The 20,815-nt window shown below is 63.7% G+C and carries 15 protein-coding genes; 13 read left to right on the forward strand and 2 right to left on the reverse strand.

What is annotated here, in order from left to right:
* Positions 1 to 3 precede the first annotated feature (3 nt).
* Entirely contained in the window at positions 4 to 519 is a 516-nt protein-coding gene (locus C4J84_RS00735) for a GNAT family N-acetyltransferase (protein ID WP_124369127.1), read from the forward strand.
* On the opposite strand, the gene C4J84_RS00740 is transcribed toward C4J84_RS00735, so the two are convergent.
* Both C4J84_RS00740 and C4J84_RS00745 read right to left on the reverse strand, forming a co-directional pair.
* The gene (locus C4J84_RS00740) at positions 495 to 803 is read right to left on the reverse strand and encodes a hypothetical protein (protein WP_124360698.1); all 309 of its coding nucleotides are present in this window, start codon (positions 801 to 803) and stop codon (positions 495 to 497) included. The two genes, C4J84_RS00735 and C4J84_RS00740, sit on opposite strands and share 25 nt — an antisense overlap.
* 49 nt (positions 804 to 852) lie before the next feature.
* Positions 853 to 1,443, reverse strand: coding sequence for a phage tail protein (locus C4J84_RS00745; RefSeq protein ID WP_124360699.1), 591 nt, complete (start codon positions 1,441 to 1,443; stop codon positions 853 to 855).
* Positions 1,444 to 1,644: 201 nt separating this feature from the next.
* Between C4J84_RS00745 and C4J84_RS00750 the strand changes: the two genes are divergently transcribed.
* From C4J84_RS00750 to C4J84_RS00805, 12 genes are all read left to right on the forward strand, one after another.
* Positions 1,645 to 3,258, forward strand: coding sequence for a glycosyltransferase family 39 protein (locus C4J84_RS00750; protein WP_124369128.1), 1,614 nt, complete (start codon positions 1,645 to 1,647; stop codon positions 3,256 to 3,258).
* A 110-nt stretch (positions 3,259 to 3,368) separates the two neighbouring features.
* A complete protein-coding gene (locus C4J84_RS00755) occupies positions 3,369 to 4,211 on the forward strand; it encodes a sulfotransferase (protein WP_124372365.1) in 843 nt (280 codons plus the stop codon).
* A 49-nt stretch (positions 4,212 to 4,260) separates the two neighbouring features.
* Positions 4,261 to 12,138 (forward strand): Ig-like domain-containing protein, encoded by a 7,878-nt coding sequence (locus C4J84_RS00760; protein ID WP_124434783.1) that lies wholly within the window; start codon positions 4,261 to 4,263, stop codon positions 12,136 to 12,138.
* A gap of 41 nt (positions 12,139 to 12,179) precedes the next feature.
* Positions 12,180 to 13,694, forward strand: a complete 1,515-nt coding sequence (locus C4J84_RS00765; protein WP_124360702.1) for a TolC family protein — start codon at positions 12,180 to 12,182, stop codon at positions 13,692 to 13,694.
* Positions 13,678 to 14,289: an adenylyl-sulfate kinase gene (cysC, locus tag C4J84_RS00770; RefSeq protein ID WP_124369130.1), complete on the forward strand. Its 612-nt coding sequence runs from the start codon at positions 13,678 to 13,680 to the stop codon at positions 14,287 to 14,289. Before C4J84_RS00765 ends, cysC begins: the two co-directional genes overlap by 17 nt.
* 9 nt (positions 14,290 to 14,298) lie before the next feature.
* On the forward strand, positions 14,299 to 14,556 hold the full coding sequence (locus tag C4J84_RS00775; RefSeq protein ID WP_124360704.1) for a DUF2789 domain-containing protein: 258 nt from the start codon (positions 14,299 to 14,301) through the stop codon (positions 14,554 to 14,556).
* A gap of 344 nt (positions 14,557 to 14,900) precedes the next feature.
* The gene (locus C4J84_RS00780) at positions 14,901 to 15,320 is read left to right on the forward strand and encodes a MarR family winged helix-turn-helix transcriptional regulator (RefSeq protein WP_124372366.1); all 420 of its coding nucleotides are present in this window, start codon (positions 14,901 to 14,903) and stop codon (positions 15,318 to 15,320) included.
* Positions 15,317 to 17,395 carry an FUSC family protein gene (locus tag C4J84_RS00785; protein ID WP_124369132.1) on the forward strand — a complete coding sequence of 693 codons (2,079 nt, stop codon included), beginning with the start codon at positions 15,317 to 15,319 and terminating at the stop codon, positions 17,393 to 17,395. The genes C4J84_RS00780 and C4J84_RS00785 overlap by 4 nt, the downstream gene beginning before the upstream one ends.
* The gene (locus C4J84_RS00790; RefSeq protein ID WP_003187469.1) at positions 17,392 to 17,601 is read left to right on the forward strand and encodes a DUF1656 domain-containing protein; all 210 of its coding nucleotides are present in this window, start codon (positions 17,392 to 17,394) and stop codon (positions 17,599 to 17,601) included. The genes C4J84_RS00785 and C4J84_RS00790 overlap by 4 nt, the downstream gene beginning before the upstream one ends.
* Positions 17,598 to 18,488, forward strand: coding sequence for an HlyD family secretion protein (locus C4J84_RS00795; protein ID WP_124360707.1), 891 nt, complete (start codon positions 17,598 to 17,600; stop codon positions 18,486 to 18,488). Before C4J84_RS00790 ends, C4J84_RS00795 begins: the two co-directional genes overlap by 4 nt.
* A complete protein-coding gene (locus C4J84_RS00800; protein ID WP_124369133.1) occupies positions 18,485 to 19,927 on the forward strand; it encodes an efflux transporter outer membrane subunit in 1,443 nt (480 codons plus the stop codon). The genes C4J84_RS00795 and C4J84_RS00800 overlap by 4 nt, the downstream gene beginning before the upstream one ends.
* A 77-nt stretch (positions 19,928 to 20,004) precedes the next feature.
* Positions 20,005 to 20,637, forward strand: a complete 633-nt coding sequence (locus tag C4J84_RS00805; protein ID WP_124365346.1) for an NADH:ubiquinone oxidoreductase subunit N — start codon at positions 20,005 to 20,007, stop codon at positions 20,635 to 20,637.
* Positions 20,638 to 20,815 lie beyond the last annotated feature (178 nt).

The following is a 20,815-nucleotide window of genomic DNA, read 5'->3' on the forward strand; positions in this document are numbered from 1 at the left end:
GCAATGTCGAACAAGCAAGACGCCCTGGCGCAGGGCCTGGCGATGCGCCCCTCACGCAGTACCGACGGGCCGTTTTTGCAGCGCCTTTACCGCTCGGCACGCGCGGATCTGCAGTGGATTGATGGCGAGCAGGCGCTGGTCGAGGAGGTGATCGCCCAGCAATTCCAGGTCCAGGAAAAGGGCCTGGACGAGCATTTCCCCGGTGCGCTGCACTATGTCATCGAAAAGCTCGACACGCCCATCGGCGCCTTGAGTGCCGACTTCGGGCCCCATGAAATCCGTGTGTTGTACCTGGCATTCATCCCCGCCGCGCGTGGCCAGGGTTTTGGCCGCGCGGTATTGCAGGGGGTGCAGCAGGCGGCCACGCAGGTGATGTGCCCGGTGAGCACGGTGGTCTGGGCGAGCAACCCCCATGCGTGCCGGCATTACCTGGCGCTGGGGTTTCGGGTGGAAGAACAGACGCCCGCCGCGCAGCGGTTGGTGTGGTACCCGTCTCAGTTGAACACAATGCAGAAATAACCCCGCTCGCTGTCGCGGCCCATGGCGGGCTCTCGAGACACAAACACCTGTTCGAGGCAGGCGTCCGCCAGCGGTAAACGGCATAAGCCGTCGACGAAATCCGTGGGTACAAGGCTTTCGAGCAGCACCCTGAAGGCCCCGCGCGGGCTGCCTGGCAAGGTGGCTTTGGGGGTTTCGGTGAGGCTTTGGACTTGGATCGGCAGCGCCGAACCGTCGGGCAGGTAAAGCACGGCGGTGCCATCAAGCAACGGTCGAAAGTGTTCCGGGGTGACCAGGTTCAACATGTGAGGCTCCATTTCAGAGATGCCGGGGCCTGCGAGCCCCGGCCAGGGGTTAATCGCGCGACGGAAAAAGCCCGTTCAAGGCAATGCTGAAATTGATCGCAAGGTAAGGGTTCATGGTGGCTAAGGCCTGGCCCTGGCCGGCGACACTGATCGTGCCTCCGGCCACGGCGGTGCTCACGCCCTGCAGAGGGACCGGCGTGGCGCCCTGCTGGTCTGAATAGATTGCGGCGCTGCCTGGCCCACCGCCGGAAGCGCCGATAAACGCGTTGGTAGCGCTGGGTACTGTCAGCGGGTTGCTGGAGGTGTTCGCCAGTTGCACCGAGGTGGTGGCGGTGAGTGGTGTCATGGCGTGGGTGTGGGCAGGCAGGTTGAGCAGGGTGGCGGTGACGGATTCCGTGCCGGAGATTTCGCCAATGACGCGCGCCGACAACCCCGCGCCGCTGCCTTGACCAATGGGCATTCGACCTTGCAGGTTAGGCAGCATGAAGCTGACGCTGCCATTTCCGCCGTAAACGACACCGAGCAGGGCGTACAGCGCCTGGTACTGGTTGACGGCAAGGGTTTGCCCGGCGCACAGGGCCCAGTCTCTGGGGGCGAAATCAAACGCAAAGGGTTGGATGGTGCCGATGAAAACTTCCATGGATCGTTCATCCTTGTGATGGCTAGACAGGGGGGAGGACGCCAATCGGTCCGGCGCCATCGCAGAGCGTAGTCGCCGTTGTTGCTTGCTGCCTGGCGGTTGCGAAACAGCGAGCGAAACCGGGGCTTTTGTCCTAGAGTGGCGCGTGTTTGCGCATGTGCGGAGTTTGCTCGGTAAACGGGCTGTGTCTGGGGAGTTGAGGTGCGACGGTCTGTGGTAGAACAAGACGACAAAGTGGCGGCATTTTCCTTAGTCAATCGCCTTGCGAGCGCCTGGGAAGGCGCCGGTTGGCTCAGCCGTTTGTGGTGGATGCCGATCCTGGCGCTTGCCATGGCCGTGCGGTTTTATGGCCTGACGGCTGCGGCGATCTGGGGCGATGAGGGCTCAAGCCTGCTGCTCAGCGAATACGCCCTGGACGACCTGTGGTTTCACGCCGCCCATGATGTGCACCCGCCGCTGTACTTTTTCATGCTGCGCGGCTGGATCGAACTGTTCGGCGACGGCATCTGGTCGATTCGCGGCATGAGTGCGATCCCCGGCGTGCTGGCGGTGGGCCTGGGCGTCTGGCTCACACGGCAACTGTCTACCCGTCGCGCTGCGGTGCTGGCGGGGGTGCTGCTGGCGCTGTTCCCCTCCGCCGTGCGCTACAGCCAGGAAGTGCGCATGTACTCGCTGCTGGCCGTGTGGTTACTGGGGGCCACGCTGGCGCTGGTGTACTGGGTGCGCCAACCCGCGCGCACGCGTTACCTGGTCGTTTATGCGCTGTTGATGGCCGCCGGTTTTTATACCCATTACTTCACTGCACTGTGCGTGCTGGTGCACTGGGCTTATCTGGGGCTGCTGTGCCCGTCCCAGGCGCCCGGCCAGCGCCTGATCCTGCGTCCGTCGTGGTGGTGCGCCAATGCGCTGGTTGTGGCGTTGTACCTGCCCTGGCTGCCGAATCTGCTTGACCTCGTGCAACACGTCGAACAGCTCAAGGTCGGCGGTGACATTGGCTGGGAAGACCCGGTCACGTTGACCTCCGTGCCGTCGATGATCTGGCAGTTCACGCTTCAGGATGAAGGCGTGGACTTCTGGCGACCGCTGTTCTGGCTGTTCCCGCTGTTGTTGATCGCCGTTGTGATAGCCACCGCCTGGCAGGATCGCGAGCGCCATCACCCGGCCCGCCTGCTGGCGCTGTTCTTCCTGTTGCCGCTACTGCTGGTGTATGCGGTGTCGTTCATCTCGCCGGTGTTTATCGAGCGCTACCTCACGGTATACGCCCTGGGCTTGCCGATCCTTGTGGCCCTGGCCATCGACCGCCTGCCCACGCGCCTGGCATGGCTGGGCGCGGCGTTGTGCGTGGTGTTTGTCGGAGTGGAGCTGCTGGGGCTGAAAAACAATGCCACGGTGGATGTGCATGATCAGTTCAACGTGCCGGTGGAGTTCGTCAACCGCAACTACCAGGAAGGCGACCGCATCGTTCTCAGCGACATGATGTGGTACCTCAGCTACGTGTATTACGACCAGACCGACGCCCAACTGCAGCTTTACACCCCGCCCAGGCCCGACGGCACGCCGACTCGGCCGAATGCCTATGGCTTCGGCACCCTGGTGGATCAGGACGGCGGGCGCATCTACCTTGACCGTCTGTCTGCCTTAGCGCCCGACACCCGCCGTGTCTGGCTGATCAGCAGCAACGAACTGCCGGATGAATTCGCGCCGATTCCGCCAGGCTGGCAAGAACTTTTGCAGCAGGACGGCGGCGGCGCGCGGGCGCGGCTATTCGTGCTGTGTGGCGGGCCAGAGCCTTCGCGGCCCGCCGGTTGCCGCTAATCACGAATTGGTATTAGGTGCATGCCAAAATAGTGGCAAATGATCGCTAGTCGGCACTGTGTTTCTCAACTACGCTCCGGCCCACAAACGGATTTTTGTCCTACAAAGTGGTGAACGGATTGCAGTATCACTTTATCTCGGGCTTGCCGCGCTCCGGCTCGACCCTGCTCTCTGCGATTTTATTGCAGAACCCGCGTTTTCACGCCGGCATGAGCAGCCCTTTAGGCACTTTGTTCAATGGTGTGCTGGCGCAGTGCAGCGCCGGCAGCGAGTTTGGCTCGGTCATCGATGCCAACACCCGTCGTCGCCTGTTGCGCGGCCTGTTTGATTCCTACTACGCCGACAAAGCCTCCATCCCGGTGGTATTCGACACCAACCGCCAGTGGTGTGCGCGCATGCCTGCGCTGCACGACCTGTTTCCCCAGGCCAAGGTCGTCGCCTGTGTGCGCAACGTCGCCTGGATCATGGACAGCCTGGAACGCCTGTATCGCGCCAATCCCTTCGAAAACACCAAGCTGTTTGGCGATGACGTCGAGCGCAACACGGTCTACAGCCGCTGTGAAACCCTGGCCCAGCGCAACCGTCTGGTCGGGTTTGCCTGGGCTGCGCTCAAGGAAGCCTATTACGGTGAGCATGCCGATTCTTTGCTGATCGTCGATTACGACTTGCTCAGCCAAGCCCCGGAGCGGGTCATGCGGCTGGTCTACGATTTTATCGGCGAGCCGTGGTTTGAGCATGACTTCGACAACCTCGCCTACGACGCGCCGGCATTCGACGAGGCGCTGGGCGTTGCCGGCTTGCACAAGGTCCAGCCCAAGGTGCGCTTGCAGTCGCGGCGCACCATCCTGCCGCCGGACTTGTTCCAGCAGTACACCGAGTTGTCGTTTTGGCAGGACGGCTCAGCCAGCGCCGCCAATGTGATTCGTATGAAGGCCAACGCCGCGATCAGTTGATCGCGGCGTTTTCATTTTTCTCAAGAACGTTTGACGCCGGGTGAGCAGCATGTGGTGGAGCAATCGCAAGTCGCGGGAAACCGAAGCAGTACGGGCACGGGTCTCGCCGATGATCATGCACCTGGAGCCGCGTATGCTGTTCGACGGCGCAGTCGCCGCCACCGTGGCTGAAGCGGCGCAACCCGACAGCCATCCCACCGCTGACGCCGCCAAGCCGCCGACGGCTGACCACCCGAGCGTGAGCAAAGACACCCACGGCCAGGCCGACGCGCCAGCCGTTTCCCCCGTAGCCGTGCCCGGTCAAACCGTGGTGTTCGTGGATGCCCGGGTCAGGGACTCCGCCAGCTTATTGCAAGGCGTGGCCCCGGGCGCCCAGGTCATCCAGCTGGATGCGAGCAAGGACGGCCTGCAGCAGATTGCCGACTACCTCGACACCCACCAGGGCGTCAGCTCGGTGCAGATCATTGCCCACGGCAACGCGGGCGATCTGTGGCTCGGTACTACCTACCTGTCGGCCGACAATGTCGCGGCCCGCAGCGCGGTGCTGGGGCAAATCGGCAAGGACATGAACGTTGGCGGCGACATCCTGATTTACGGCTGCTACACCGCCGAGGGCGAACGCGGCCTGAATTTTGTCGATTCCCTGGCGCAGTTGACCGGCCGCGACGTTGCGGCGTCGATCAACCGCACGGGCGTGGGCGGCGACTGGGACCTGGAGATCGCCACCGGCTCCATCGAAAGCGCCAACGTGCTGTCGACCAAAGCCATGAGCGATTACCAGTGGGGCCTGGCGACCTGGACCGCTACCAACAACCTCAACACCGGGGTCGGCTCGCTGCGCGCGGCCATCGCCTCGGCGCAGAACGGCGATATCGTCACGTTCAACGCCGGCCTCTCCGGCTCGACCGTGGCGCTCACGTCCGAGTTGCTGATCAACAAGAACATCACCGTCGATGGTGACCTGGACAACAACGGCACCGCGGATATCACCCTCGATGGCCAGTACCGGTCCCGCGTCGTGGAAATCGCCTCCGGCAGCACGGTAACCCTCGATGGCCTGGTCATCACCAAAGGGCTGGTGGCGGGCAACGGCGGCAACGGCGGCGCGGCAGCGGCGGGCGCGATGGGCGGCGGGATTTTCAACGCTGGCACCCTCACGCTCAACAACGTGACGGTCACCGCCAACGCCGCGTCCGGTGGTGGTGGCGGTGGTGGCGTGACGCCCGCCTATTCCGGCGGCGGTGGTGGCGGCGGCGGGGGTATCGGTGGGGGAAGCGGCGGTCATGGCGGTTCGACCGGCCCAGGCAACCTCACGTATGCCGGGGGCGCCGGCAGCGCCGGCGCTGGCGGCTACGGGGGGGGCTACTCAGTCAACGATATGGGCGGACGCGGCGGCACCAGCACTGGCGGCCTGGGTGGCAATGGCGCGTCCGGCTACAGCCACGGCGGTGACGGCGGATCGGCGACCAACGGCACGCTTTCGATTGGCGGTGGCGGTGGCGGTTCCGGCTGGGACAAGGTCGGCGGCGTCGGCGGCAATGCGTCGGGCGGTATCTACAACGCTTCAAGCGGCACCCTGAAAGTGATCGGTGCTTCGGTGATCAGCAACAACATCGCGGCCGGCGGCGGCGGTGGGGGCGGCGGCAGCGGCGGCAAGATCTTCGACGGCGGCGCCGGTGGTCGCGGTGTGGGGGCCATCTGGAACAACGGCGGGACCGTGTTGATCACCGCCGCCAACTTTGCCGCACTGAGTGGTAACGCCGCGGCCAGCGGGGCAGGCGGCCCTACGAGCGGGGGCACTGCGGGTACCTCGCCGAGCGCGCAGCCCTCGATTTACAGCAGTGGCGGCGTCCTCAATACCGCCTATGTCGAGCCCCCGACCGCGACCATCGTGCTGGCTGATAGCGCCCTGAAAATCGGCGATACCTCCCTGGTAACCATCACCTTCAGCCGGGCCGTGAGCGGTTTCACCAATGCCGACCTGGCCATCGCCAATGGCACGTTGACGGCCGTTTCCAGCGCCGACGGCGGCATTACCTGGACGGCGACGTTTACGCCCACCAATGCCATCTCGGACACCACCAACGTTATCTCCCTGGACAACACCGGCGTGGCGGCCATCTCCGACGGCGCAGTCGGCGTCGGCACCACCAATTCCGCCAACTACGTGGTCGACACGCTTCGCCCGACGGCCACGATCGCTATCACCGACACGGCACTCAAAGCCGGCGAAACCACGGCAGTGACCTTTACGTTCAGTGAAGCCGTAAGCGGTTTCACCAACGCTGACCTGACCATCGCCAACGGTACGCTGACGGCTGTCAGCAGCGGCGATGGCGGTATCACCTGGACGGCGACCTTTACCCCGACCACCGCTATCACCGACGCCACCAACCTGATCACCCTGGACAACACCGGCATTGCCGACCAGGCCGGCAACGCCGGCAGCGGCACCACCGATTCGGCCAACTACGCCATTGATACGGCTCGGCCGACCGCGACCATCGTGGTCGCCGACAATAACCTGAGCATCGGTGAAACCTCGCTGGTGACCATCACCTTCAGTGAAGCCGTGAGCGGTTTCACCAACGCCGACCTGACCCTCGCCAACGGGACGCTGTCGGCCGTCACCAGCGGCGACGGCGGCATCACCTGGACGGCCACGTTCACGCCCACCAACAGCGTCACTGATACCACCAACGTGATTACCCTGAATAACGCCGGGGTCGCAGACGCTGCCGGGAACACCGGGCAGGGCACCACCGATTCGAACAACTTCGTGGTCGACACCACGCGTCCGACCGCCACCCTCGTCGTGGCCGACACCGCGCTGGCCATCGGTGAAACCTCAACGGTCACCATCACGTTCAACAAGGCCGTCAGCGGCTTTACCAACGCGGATCTGGCTGTCGCCAACGGTACGTTGTCGGCCGTCAGCAGCAGCGACGGCGGCATCACCTGGACCGCGACGCTCACCCCGACGGCCAGCATTACCGACACCACCAACCTCATCACCCTGGATAACACCGGGGTCAGTGATGCGAATGGCAACCAGGGCCTCGGCACCACCAGCTCCAACAACTACACCATCGACACCCAGCGTCCGGCTGCATCCATCGTGATGGCCGACACGGCCCTGAAAATCGGCGACACCTCGTTGGTGACCATCACCTTCAGTGAAGCCGTGACGGGTTTCACCAATGCCGACCTGACGATTGCCAACGGCACATTGACGTCCGTCAGCAGCAGCGACGGGGGGATTACCTGGACAGCGACGTTTACCCCTGCCGCCAGCACCAGCGACACCACCAACCTGATCACCCTGAACAATACCGGCATTGCCGACCAGGCCGGCAACGCCGGCAGCGGCACCACCGATTCGGCCAATTACGCCGTCGATACCGCCCGGCCGACCGCGACCATCGTGGTCGCCGACCCGGTGTTGAGCGCCGGTGAGACCTCGTTGGTCACCGTAACCTTCAGTGAGGCCGTCAGCGGTTTCACCAATGCCGACCTGTCGATTGCCAACGGCACGTTGACGGCCGTCAGCAGCAGCGATGGCGGGATCACCTGGACCGCCACCTTCACGCCGACGCTTGGCGTCAACGACGCCACCAACCTGATTACCCTGGCCAATACCGGCGTCGCCGACCTCGCCGGCAACGCCGGGTCCGGCACCACCAACTCGGCCAACTACACGATCGACACCGTACAGCCGACAGCGACCATCGTGGTCGCGGACACCGCGTTAAGCGTCGGCGAAACGTCACTGGTCACCATCACCTTCAGCGAAGCGGTCAGCGGGTTCAGCAACGCCGACCTGGCCATCGCCAACGGTACGCTGAGCGCGGTGAGCAGCAGCGACGGCGGTATCACCTGGACGGCGACGTTCACGCCCGCCAGCGCCATTACCGATGCCAGCAACCTGATCACCCTCGACAACAGCGGTGTACAGAACGGCTCGGGCAACGTCGGCACCGGTACCACCGACTCCAACAACTACGCCATCGACACCCAGCGCCCGACCGCCAGCATTGTGCTTGCCGATACCGCCCTCGGCGTCGGCCAGACGTCGCTGGTAACGGTCACTTTCTCCGAGGCGGTCACAGGCTTTACCCTCGCTGACCTGACGGTTGCCAACGGCACCTTGAGCGCCTTGAGCAGCAGCGATGGCGGCATTACCTGGACCGCAACCTTCACGCCGACGGCCGGAATAACCGACACCAGCAACCTGATCACGCTGAACAATACCGGCATCGCCGACTCGGCCGGCAACGTCGGCAGCGGCACCACCGATTCGAACAACTACACCATCGACAGCCAGCGCCCAACAGCCACGATCGTGGTCGCCGACCCAGTGTTGAGCGCCGGTGAGACCTCGCTGGTGACCATCACCTTCAACGAGGCGGTTTCAGGTTTCGACAACAGCGACCTGAGCGTGCCCAACGGCACGCTCTCGGCGGTGAGCAGCACCGACGGCGGCATCACCTGGACGGCAACCTTCACCCCGAACTCCAGCCTGCGCGACACCACCAATCTGGTCACCCTGAACAACGCCGGGGTCGCCGACCTGGCCGGTAATGCCGGTACCGGCATCACCAACTCGGGCAACTTCACCATTGATACGGTGCAACCGACGGCAACCATCGTTATTGCTGACACCGCGTTAAGCGTCGGCGAAACCTCACTGGTTACCATCACGTTCAGCGAAGCGGTCAGCGGGTTCAGCAACGCCGACCTGGCCATCGCCAACGGTACGCTGAGCGCGGTGAGCAGCAGTGACGGCGGCATCACCTGGACGGCGACGTTCACGCCCACCAGCGCCATTACCGATGCCAGCAACCTGATCACCCTGGATAACAGCGGTGTACAGAACGGCTCGGGCAACGTCGGCAGCGGCACCACCAGCTCCAACAACTACGCCATCGACACACAGGCCCCGACTGCGAGCATTGTGCTTGCCAACACCGCCCTCGGCGTCGGCCAGACGTCGTTGGTAACGGTCACCTTCTCCGAGGCAGTCACCGGCTTTACCCTCGCTGACCTGACGGTTGCCAACGGTACCTTGAGCGCCTTGAGCAGCAGCGACGGCGGCATTACCTGGACCGCAACCTTCACGCCGACGGCCGGAATCACCGACACCAGCAACCTGATCACGCTGAACAACACCGGCATCGCCGACCAGGCCGGCAACGCTGGCAGTGGCACCACCGATTCGAACAACTACACCATCGACAGCCAGCGCCCAACGGCCACGATCGTCGTCGCCGACCCAGTGTTGAGCGCCGGTGAGACCTCGCTGGTGACCATCACCTTCAGCGAGGCGGTTTCAGGTTTCGACAACAGCGACCTGAGCGTGCCCAACGGCACGCTCTCGGCGGTGAGCAGCGCCGACGGCGGCATCACCTGGACGGCAACCTTCACCCCGAACGCCAGCGTGCGCGATACCACCAATCTGGTCACCCTGAACAACGCCGGGGTCGCCGACCTGGCCGGTAATGCCGGCACCGGCATCACCAACTCGGGCAACTTCACCATCGATACGGTGCAACCGACGGCAACCATCGTCATTGCTGATACCGCGTTAAGCGTCGGTGAAACCTCACTGGTCACCATCACCTTCAGCGAAGCGGTCAGCGGGTTCAGCAACGCCGACCTGGCCATCGCCAACGGTACGCTGAGCGCGGTGAGCAGCAGTGACGGCGGCATCACCTGGACGGCGACGTTCACGCCCACCAGCGCCATTACCGATGCCAGTAACCTGATCACCCTGGATAACAGCGGTGTACAGAACAGCTCGGGCAACGTCGGCAGCGGTACCACTGACTCCAATAACTACGCCATCGACACCCAGCGCCCAACCGCCAGCATTGTGCTTGCCGATACCGCCCTCGGCGTCGGCCAGACGTCGCTGGTAACGGTCACCTTCTCCGAGGCGGTCACCGGCTTTACCAACGCCGACCTCGCGGTTGCCAACGGTACCCTGAGCGCCTTGAGCAGCAGCGATGGCGGCATTACCTGGACCGCAACCTTCACGCCGACGGCCGGAATCACCGACACCAGCAACCTGATCACGCTGAACAACACCGGCATCGCCGACCAGGCCGGCAACGCTGGCAGTGGTACCACCGATTCGAACAACTACACCATCGACAGCCAGCGCCCAACGGCCACGATCGTGTTCGCCGACCCGACCCTGGCCGCCGGGGAAACTTCGCTGGTGACCATCACCTTCAGCGAGGCGGTTGCAGGTTTCGACAACAGCGACCTGAGCGTGCCCAACGGCACGCTCTCGGCGGTGAGCAGCACGGACGGCGGTATCACCTGGACGGCGACGTTTACGCCGACCAGCGACATTCACGACACCACCAACCTGATCACGCTGGATAACGCCGGTGTCAGCGACCTGGCAGGCAATGTCGGCAGTGGCGTGACGGGCTCCGGCAACTTCAGCATCGACACGCTGCGGCCGACCGCGACGTTTGTGGTCGACCACGGCGCATTGAAGGTGGGTGAGACCGCCCAAGTCACCATTACCTTCTCCGAGGCGGTCAGTGGCTTGAGCGCCGGCGACCTGAGCGTGGCCAATGGCACTCTGGGCAACCTGGCCTCCAGCGATGGCGGCGTGACCTGGACCGCGACCCTGACGCCGATAGCCAACATCACCGACACCAGCAATCTGGTCACGCTGAACAACAGCGGCGTGCAGGACGCGGCCGGCAACGCAGGCAGCGGCACCACCGATTCCAACAACTATGCCGTCGACACCCAACGCCCCACCGCGAGTATTTCCGTGGCCAACGGCACCTTGGGCATCGGGCAGACCACCACCGTTACCATCGCCTTCAGCGAAGCAGTGAGCGGCTTTGACCTGTCGGACCTGAGTGTGGCCAATGGGGTGCTGTCCAACCTGGCAAGCCAGGATGGCGGTAAAACCTGGACCGCCCTCCTGACCCCGACTGCGGTGATCAGCGATGCGACCAACCTGATCGTGCTGGATGGGGGGCAGGTCAATGACGCGGCAGGTAATGCCGGCGGCGGCATTGCGATCTCCAACAATTATGCGATCGATGGCGAACGCCCCACCGCGACGATCAGCATCGCCAACCCGAACCTGACGGTGGGCCAGACCACCACCGTGACCTTCACCTTCAGCGAGAAAGTCAGTGGCTTCGACCTCGATGACCTGAGCGTGGCCAACGGCAGCTTGTCCAACCTGGCAACCAGCGATGGCGGCCAGACCTGGACGGCCACTTTGACCCCGGCAGCCAACCTTAACGACCCGAGCAACTTCATCACCCTTGATACCGGGCTGGTGAATGACCTGTCGGGCAATACGGGCAGCGGTTTTGCCAACTCCAACAACTTCTCGATCAATACCGTTACGTTGACTGGCGACCCGCTGTTTCGCGTCACCGAGCCGGCACCGTCGCAGGTGGCGACGAACGTGCCATTGCAGCCCGTTATCTTCGGCCAGCCGACCGGCAACCTCGGCTCACTCATCGGCTTCTCGCCGTTGTTTGCACCGCGCGAAATAGGCGCGGGTTTGCCGCCCCTGGGCAGTATCTTCATTCAAAACGGTGCGTCGGCGCCGAGCTTTATCGCCCAGGTGTTCAGCAACAACGACGCCGGTGATGGCAGCGGCAAGGGCTTTCTCGGCTTTGGCGGCGGCGATGGCGGAGTGTTTGGTTCAAGCTCCTTGTCGAGCCTGTTCAACCGTGAAAGCGGCGGCGACGACAGCGGCCTCAAGGCGTTCGACAGCAAGTCGATCAAGGGCCAGTCCGACCCGGCCCACGGGTTGCGTGGCGTATTTGGCGCGCCGACCCTCGGCCAGCAATTGCAGCAACTCAAGGACACCGAACAACGCCAGGTGATTGACCTGGCGCGTGCACTGCAACAGGTCGGCATCAGCGAAATGCAGGCTTGAACATACTTAACTCAAGACGCAGGAACAGGGGCGCTCCAAGGATGAAAACAGGTCATAAGTTGTTCGGCGCCAGCTTGCTGGCGCTGGCGATCGGCGGTTGTGCGGTCACCAGCGAGCCGATTGAACGCAGTGTCAGTGAGCAGCGAGCCCGCAGCGATCTGCAAGGCATGTACAAGGACCAGGAGCCGCTGAGCGGCCCGCTCACGTTGCACCAGGCCATGGCCCGTGCGGTGAAGTACAACCTTGAAGGCCGCTTGAAGATCATGGAAGAAGCCCTGGCCATGCGTCAGTCCGACCTTTCCAGCTTCGACATGCTGCCGCGCATGGCCCTGTCTGCGGGCTACGCCGGGCGCAATAACACCAACGCCTCCAGCAGCCAGAGCGTGCTCAGTGGCAACCAGTCGCTGGAACCGTCCACCTCCCAGGACCGCGACCGCCGCGTGGCGGACCTGACCATGGTGTGGAACGTTCTCGACTTCGGTGTGAGCTACATCAGCGCCAAGCAGCAGGGCGACCAGCGTCTGATCATCCAGGAACGTCGGCGCAAGGTGATCAACACCATCGTGCAGGACGTGCGCTCGGCCTATTGGCGCGCCGTGGCGGCTGAACGCTTGCTGACCCAGATCGACAGCCTGATGGCGCGGGTCAACCAGGCCCAGACCAACAGCCAGAGCATGAGCGAGCAGCGCATCGGCGACCCGGTGCAGGCCCTCGGTTACCAGCGCTCGCTGATCGAAGCCACGCGCCAGTTGCAGGAACAGCGCCGCGCGCTGTCCCTGGCCAAGACCGAACTGGCTACCCTGATCAACCTGCCCATGGGCACCGACCTCAAGCTGGTAACGCCCGATGACTACAGCGTGCCGCAACTGAAGGTCAAGCTGGCCAGCCTGGAGCAGGAAGCCCTGGCCAACCGCCCTGAACTGCGCGAGCAGGACTACCAGACCCGCATCAGCGCCGCCGAAACCCGCAAAGCCATGCTGCGCCTGCTGCCAGGCCTGGAGTTTTCGGCCGGAGGCCATTACGACAGCAACTCGTTTCTGGTCGACAACCGCTGGGCCGACTACGGCGCCAAGATCACCTGGAACCTGTTCAACGTGATCTCCGCGCCGGCCGCCATCGACGTCGCCAAGGCCGGTGAAAACGTCGCGACAGCCCGACGCCAGGCGATGTCCATCGCGGTGCTGGCCCAGGTCTACGTGGCCAACGCCAATTACCAGGAAGCCGTGCGCCAGTTCAAGACCAGCGAACAACTGGCCAGCATCGACGGGCAAATCCTCACCCAGTTGCGCAACCGCCATGAGGCCGCCGGGTTAGGTGAGCTCGACCTGATCCAGGGCGAACTCAACACCCTGCAAGCCGACCTGCGCCGCGACCTGGCCTACGCCGACCTGCGCAACGCCTATGGCCAGATTTTCGCCAGCGCTGGGCTCGACCCGTTGCCCGAAGAGCTGGACTCGGACCGCGTGCAGTCCATCGCCACGGCGTTGGCTGGCCGCGAATCAGCGTGGGCTGCCGGCAATATCACTACGCCGGTGCCACGTGCCGTCGCCAAATAACCTGGTGGCGCCGACGGCGAGCGTCACTCGCCGTCAACGCGAAGCGCGCAATGGGCATCGCGGCGTGGCGATCCTGCTCACCGGTTTGCCTGCCTCGGGCAAATCCACCCTGGCCCAGGGGCTGCACGCGGCGCTGTTCGAACAGGGCCGACAGAGCCTGGTACTCGACGGCGACGCCTTGCGCGGTGGCCTCAACAAAGACCTGGGGTTTGCCGACAACGATCGCCTGGAGAACATCCGCCGCGCCAGCGAACTCGCGGCATTGCTGGTGGAAAACGGGCACATCGTGATCCTGGCGTTGATCGCGCCGCTGGTTGAGCTGCGCGCGGTGTTTGCCGAGCGCCTGGGCGCCGATTATCGCGAAGTGTGGTGCAGCGCCTCACTGGCAGTGTGCGAAGGCCGCGACCCCAAGGGTCACTACGCCCGGGCGCGAAGGGGAGAACTGCCGGGGTTCACCGGCATCGGCTCGCCCTACGAGCCACCGTCCCATGCGTCGCTGGTGCTGGATACCGGCGTGCTATCGGCACAGCAGTGCGTCGAGCGGTTGCTGGCGTGGCTGGCGCCTGGGCTAGACTCTGGGAAATCGTCTTCTTAGGAGCCCGCCATGGAATCGCCTGTGCATAGCTTGTCGTCACTGTTCAAACAGCTTGGATTGGCGGATGACCCGGTGAGCATTGAGCAATTTGTGGCGGTTCATTCACCGCTCAAGCCGGAGTTGAAACTGGCGGATGCGTTTTTCTGGACCGATAGCCAAAGAGCGTTTTTGCGTGAGGAGATTCTGGAAGATGCGGATTGGGCGGTGGTGGTGGATGAGTTGAATGTGATGTTGCGGGGCGGGCGAGATGTGCAAAAAAATGTGTGAAAAGGCCAAAACTTGAAAAAAAATGGTGAGGGTTGAAAAAAACCGAGCTTTAGTTGGCTAGGTGAATTTTTTTTGAGGTTGCATGATGTCTTTACGCCTCTCTAAATGTGGGAGGGGGCTTGCTCCCGATAGCGGAGTGTCAGTCGACAGTTTATTGCCTGTTTCACCGCTATCGGGAGCAAGCCCCCTCCCACATTCGTCCAGCGGTGTCAGCGCTATACCGCTCCACTCATCCGCGAAATTGTTTCCAAACTTGACGGGCGCGCATCGATCCACCATATTGATAGTTAGCAAACTAACTGTATGCGAACGATCCCGTGCCTCAATCCCTCGAACAACTCCAGATGAACCTCAGCAGCAGCATGGTGGTGGGCGCCCGTAATTGGCGCAAAATCTGCCAGACCACGCTGGTGAGCTATGGCATCTCCGAAGCCTGCGCCGTGCCGCTGCTGATGATCGGCCGCCTGGGTGACGGCGTGCACCAGGTCAAGGTGGCCCAGGCTTCCGGTATGGAGAGCCCCTCGTTGGTGCGCCTGCTCGACCGCCTGTGCAGCGACGGCTACGTGTGCCGCACCGAGGACATCCACGACCGCCGCGCCAAGGCTTTGAGCCTCACCGAGCGCGGCCGCGAACTGGTGCAGGCGGTGGAGGCGCAGCTGGTGCGCCTGCGCAGGGACGTCCTGGCGGATCTGCCCCCCGACGACTTGCAAGCCGCATTGCGCGTTCTGCGCGCCTTCGAGGCGGCCGAGGCTGTGGCGCCTTGAACGGATTCTTTGCCGGCTTTCCGCCCGCTCGCGACTGGTTCTACGGGGTGCGTACCTTCGCCGCGTCGATGATCGCGCTGTACATCGCCATGCTCATGCAAATGCCGCGTCCCTATTGGGCGATGGCCACGGTGTATATCGTCTCCAGCCCCTTTGTCGGTCCCACCAGTTCCAAGGCGTTGTACCGCGCTATCGGCACCTTGATGGGCGCGGCGGCGGCGGTGTTTTTTGTGCCGATGTTCGTGCAGTCGCCCTACATCCTGGTGGTGGTGATCGCGTTGTGGACCGGGACCTTGCTGTTCCTCTCCCTGCACCTGCGCACCGCCAACAACTACGCGCTGATGCTGGCCGGCTACACCTTGCCGCTGATTGCCCTGCCGGTGGTGGATAACCCGTTGGCGGTGTGGGATGTGGCCGAGGCGCGCACTGAGGAAATCTTCCTTGGCATCGCCGTGGCGGCGGTGGTGGGCGCAATGTTCTGGCCGCGTCGCCTGATGCCTGTGTTCGATGGCTCCGTGGCCAAGTGGTTTACCGACGCCCAGGTCTACAGCCAGCGTTTTCTCACCCGCGATGTAGACCCGGAAGCCGTCAGCAGCCTGCGCGGTGGCATGGTCGCGACCTTCAACACCCTCGAATTGATGATCGGCCAGTTGCCCCACGAAGGCGCGCGGCCGCAGACGGTGCGCAACACCAAGGAACTGCGCGGGCGAATGATTCACCTGTTGCCGGTGATCGACGCCCTGGACGATGCGGTGTACGCCATCGAACATCGCGCCCCCGAGTTTCTCGCTCAGCTCACGCCGTTGCTCCAGGAGGCCAATGCCTGGCTGCAAAGCACCACTCAAACAGCTCCCCTTGAACGTTGGCGCGTGCTGCGCGACCAGATCGACGCCGCGCAACCCCAAGGCGAAGCGCTGGACGACCGCCACACGCTGCTGTTCTCCAACGCCCTGTACCGCCTCGGCGAATGGGTCGACCTGTGGCAAGACTGCCGCAGCCTGCAAGCCGCCATCCAGTGCGAAAGCCAGGACACCTGGCGCGCCGTGTACCGTCACTGGCGCCTGGGCCGGCTCACGCCGTTCCTTGACCGAGGTCTGATGTTCTACTCGGCGTTTTCCACCGTCAGCGCGATCATCGTCGCCTCGGTGCTGTGGATCCTGCTGGGTTGGACCGATGGCGGCAGCGCAGTGATCCTGGCCGCTGTCGCCTGCAGCTTTTTCGCCTCGATGGACGACCCCGCACCGCAGATCTACCGGTTCTTTTTCTGGACCGCCATGTCGGTGCTGCTCGCCAGCCTGTACCTGTTCCTGGTGCTGCCCAACCTGCACGATTTCCCGATGCTGGTGCTGGCGTTCGCCGTGCCGTTCATCTGCATCGGCACCCTCACCGTGCAGCCGCGCTTTTACCTGGGCATGCTGCTGACGCTGGTCAACACCTCATCGTTCATCAGCATCCAGGGCGCCTATGACGCGGACTTTCTCAACTTCGCCAACGTCAACCTGGCCGGTCCCGTAGGCCTGCTGTTTGCCTTTATCTGGACCCTGATCGCGCGGCCCTTCGGCGCGGAACTGGCGGCCAAGCGCCTGACCCGTTTCAGCTGGCGCGACATCGTCAGCCTCACCGAACCTGCGACCCTGGCCGAACACCGGCACATGGCCGCGCAAATGCTCGACCGCCTGATGCAGCACCTGCCGCGCCTGGCCCTTACCGGCCAGGACACCGGCACCGCGCTGCGCGACCTGCGCGTGGCGCTGAACCTGCTCGATCTGCTCGCCTACTCGCCGCGCATCCTCGGCGTGCCACGCGTGCTGCTCAATCAGGTGGTGGAAGGCGTGGGCGGTTATTTCAAGGCGTGCCTCAAGGCCGGTGAACGCTTGCCCGCGCCCAGCGGTCTGCTGATGACCCTGGACCGCACACGCCGCGCCCTCAACGGCCAGGGCCTGCAAGACGACGGTGACACGCGCCTGCACCTGCTGCATGCCCTGGCCGGCCTGCGCCTGGCGCTGTTGCCTGGCGTGGAGTTCATTGGCGGCACGGAAATGGAAGCGCCGCTACCCGATGGAGCGCCTTTATGATCGGTGACCTGGATATCAGCGGCGTATTCCTGCCCACGCTGCTGGTGCTGATGGGCATTACCTATGTGTTGTTTCTGGTGGTGCACGGGCTGTTGACGCGCATGCACTTCTATCGCCTGGTCTGGCACCGGGCATTGTTCAATGTGGGGCTCTACGCGCTGTTGCTGGGCGCGGTGGACTCACTCAGTCGATATTTGATGACATGAAAAAACCTTTTTTGACCATCGGCCGTGTAGTCCTGACGCTGTTGATCGTGAGTTTCGCGGTCGTCGTGGTGTGGCGCATGGTCATGTACTACATGTTTGCGCCCTGGACCCGCGACGGGCACATCCGCGCCGACATCGTGCAGATCGCCCCGGACGTGTCCGGGCTGATCCAGCGGGTGGACGTGCGCGACAACCAACTGGTGACCAAGGGCCAGGTGCTGTTTGCCGTCGACCAGGACCGCTTCAAGCTGGCCCTGCGCCAGGCCCAGGCCGCCGTGGCCGATCGCCAGGAAACCCTGGCCCAGGCCCAGCGCGAGTACAAGCGTAACCGTGGCCTGGGCAACCTGGTGCCCAGCGAGCAACTGGAAGAAAGCCAGTCCCGCGTGGCCCGTGCCCAATCGGCGCTGGCCGAGGCGCAAGTGACGGTGGATTCCGCCCAGCTCAACCTCGACCGTTCGGTGATCCGAAGCCCCGTGGACGGCTATGTCAACGACCGCGCGCCGCGCACCCAGGAGTTCGTCACCGCCGGGCGGCCGGTGCTGTCGGTGGTGGACAGCAATTCCTTCCATATCGACGGCTACTTCGAAGAGACCAAGCTCGACGGCATCCACGTCGGCATGGGCGTGGATATCCGCGTGATCGGTGACAACGCCCGCCTGCATGGGCATGTGCAGAGCATCGTCGCCGGTATCGAAGACCGCGACCGCAGCAGCGGCTCCAACCTGCTGCCCAACGTCAACCCGGCGTTCAGCTGGGTGCGCCTGGCCCAGCGTATTCCCGTGCGTATTGCCTTTGATGATGTGCCGCCGGACTTTCGCATGATCGCCGGGCGTACGGCGACGGTGTCGATCATCGATGACAAGGCCAAAGCCGGAGACCAGCCATGAAGCAACTGCTGGCCACCGCTGCGCTGGGGGTGTTGCTGTCGGCCTGCCAGGCGGTCGGCCCGGATTACAAACTGCCGGACACCACTGCCGTCAACCGTGGCGACCTGCAAGGCGCTATCGCGGGGGAGGGCAATAACGTGGTGTCCGCGCCCGTGCCGACGGACTGGTGGAAACTCTACAAAGACCCGCGCCTGGATGAGCTGGTGCGCCAGGCCATGGCCTCCAATACCGACTTGCGTGTGGCCGCCGCCAATTTGCAACGCGCGCGCTATCAGACCCAGCAGGCCGAATCCGCAGGCGGCTGGAGCGCCGGTGCCAAGGCCGAAGCCCAGCGGTTGCAGGAGTCTGGCGAAGCCTTCTTGCTGGAAGACAAAGTCCCGGTGGGCAACATCGGCAGTGTCGGCATCACCACCTCGTATCAATTCGACCTGTTCGGCACCCTGCAGCGTGGCATCGAAAGCGCCCAGGCCAGCGCCGATGCGGCCCAGGCGGCCGCCGATATCGCGCGCATTACCCTGGTGGCCGATGTGGTGCGTTCCTACACCCAGGTCTGCGCCGCCAACGAAGAGCTGGCGATTGCCAACGAATCCCTCGACCTGCAAGCGCAAAGCACCCAGCTCACCCAGCGCCTGCGCGACGCCGGGCGTGGCGATGAAACCCAGGTCACGCGCTCGCAAACCCAATACAAATCCCTGCGTGCCGATATGCCGCGCTACGAAGCCGCGCGCCAGGCGGGGCTGTTCCGGCTGTCGATGCTGCTGGCCAAACCGCTCGATCAATTGCCGGCCGGCACCGCCAGTTGCGCCGAGCTGCCGCACATCGCGCAGTTGTTGCCGGTGGGCGACGGCGCGGCCCTGCTCAAGCGCCGCCCGGATGTACGCCAGGCCGAACGTCAACTGGCCGCTGCCACCGCGCGCATCGGCGTGGCCACCGGCGCCTTGTACCCGGACATCGCCATCGGCGCCACGGTGGGCACAGTGGGCCTGCTCGACAACCTCGGCCAGCCGGCGACCAATCGCTGGGGCTTTGGCCCGATGATCAGCTGGACAGTGCCGACCAACGGCGCCCGAGCCCGTATCCACGAAGCCGAAGCCGCGACCCAGGGCGCCCTGGCGCACTTCGACGGGGTGGTGCTCAACGCGATCCGCGAAACCCAGACCGGCCTGGCGCAGTACACCGCCATGTTGCAGCGCCGTGAGGCGCTGGCCGACGCCGAACGCTCGGCACGTGAAGCGGCAGACCAGACCCACCGCTTCTTCCAGGCCGGGCGCGAGTCGTTCCTCGCCGATCTGCAAGCGACCCGTACCTACACCACCATGCGCGCGCAATTGGCGGCGGCCAACACCCAGGTTGCGATGAGCCAGATCGACCTGTTCCTGGCCCTGGGCGGCGGCTGGGAAAGCGGACGAACGCAAGGGGTAAAACCCGGCAATCCGTGAGGTGATGGCTATGCTGTGTCTAAGGGGCGTAAAGCCTCGCCTGACACTGCTCGCGTTTGCTCATGGGGATTCCAATAATGAAAAACCCTTATGCTCCCGCTTTCTGGTGCGTGCTCTTCGCACTGGTGCTGTTATCGGCCGCGTATTTCTACGGGGTCATGCTCGCCCACCAACTCGACAAGGCCATGGTGTTTCTCGACAGCGCCTGTCTGGTTATCGGCACCTTGTCCATCGGCGTGGTGGCCTGGGCGTCCTATCAAAACCAGCGGGTGAAGCGAAAGCTGCTCGAGCAAGGCAAGACCCGCGTAACGATCTGGGACACCAAGGTTGCCCTGCGCCGTGTCGAAACCGTGTTCGACCGCTATTTCTGGGGCAGCTACTGGCAACCCGGGCGCACCTTCCAGGAAGTCATGGGCGACCTCACCGGCACGCCCCTGGAAAAAAGCCTCGAAGTCCTGAAGAAGCAGTGCGTGGTACTCGACCGGCAGGTCGCGGACGGCAGGCACTGGCTCAATAATGCGCGGGAATTGTCCGATGTCGCCACGCAGATGGCCCGTGAACGCTACCAGCTGGACTTCTGTGACCCCAAGACCGACACCCCCGGCAATGCCGTGATACACCGCGAGTTTGAGGTGCTGGTCTACACCTGGACGGCGCGCTTGAAGAGTTTCGATCACCAACTGGACGAAATTGAGCTGGAGTACTCCTGAACTCCTGCTGAACTGATCCCTCTGAAAGGCTGGGCCGTTTGCGCCCGCCAGTGCTAATCTTCCCCAGCCTTTCGGCCATACGGGCCAGTACTGTAGGAGCGAGCTTGCTCGCGAAAACGTCAACGATAACGCGTGCATTCTGAATGAACGCGGTGCCTATACGTTCTTCGCGAGCAAG

It is taken from the genome of Pseudomonas sp. R11-23-07 (genome assembly GCF_003852295.1).
Taxonomy (GTDB): Bacteria; Pseudomonadota; Gammaproteobacteria; order Pseudomonadales; family Pseudomonadaceae; genus Aquipseudomonas.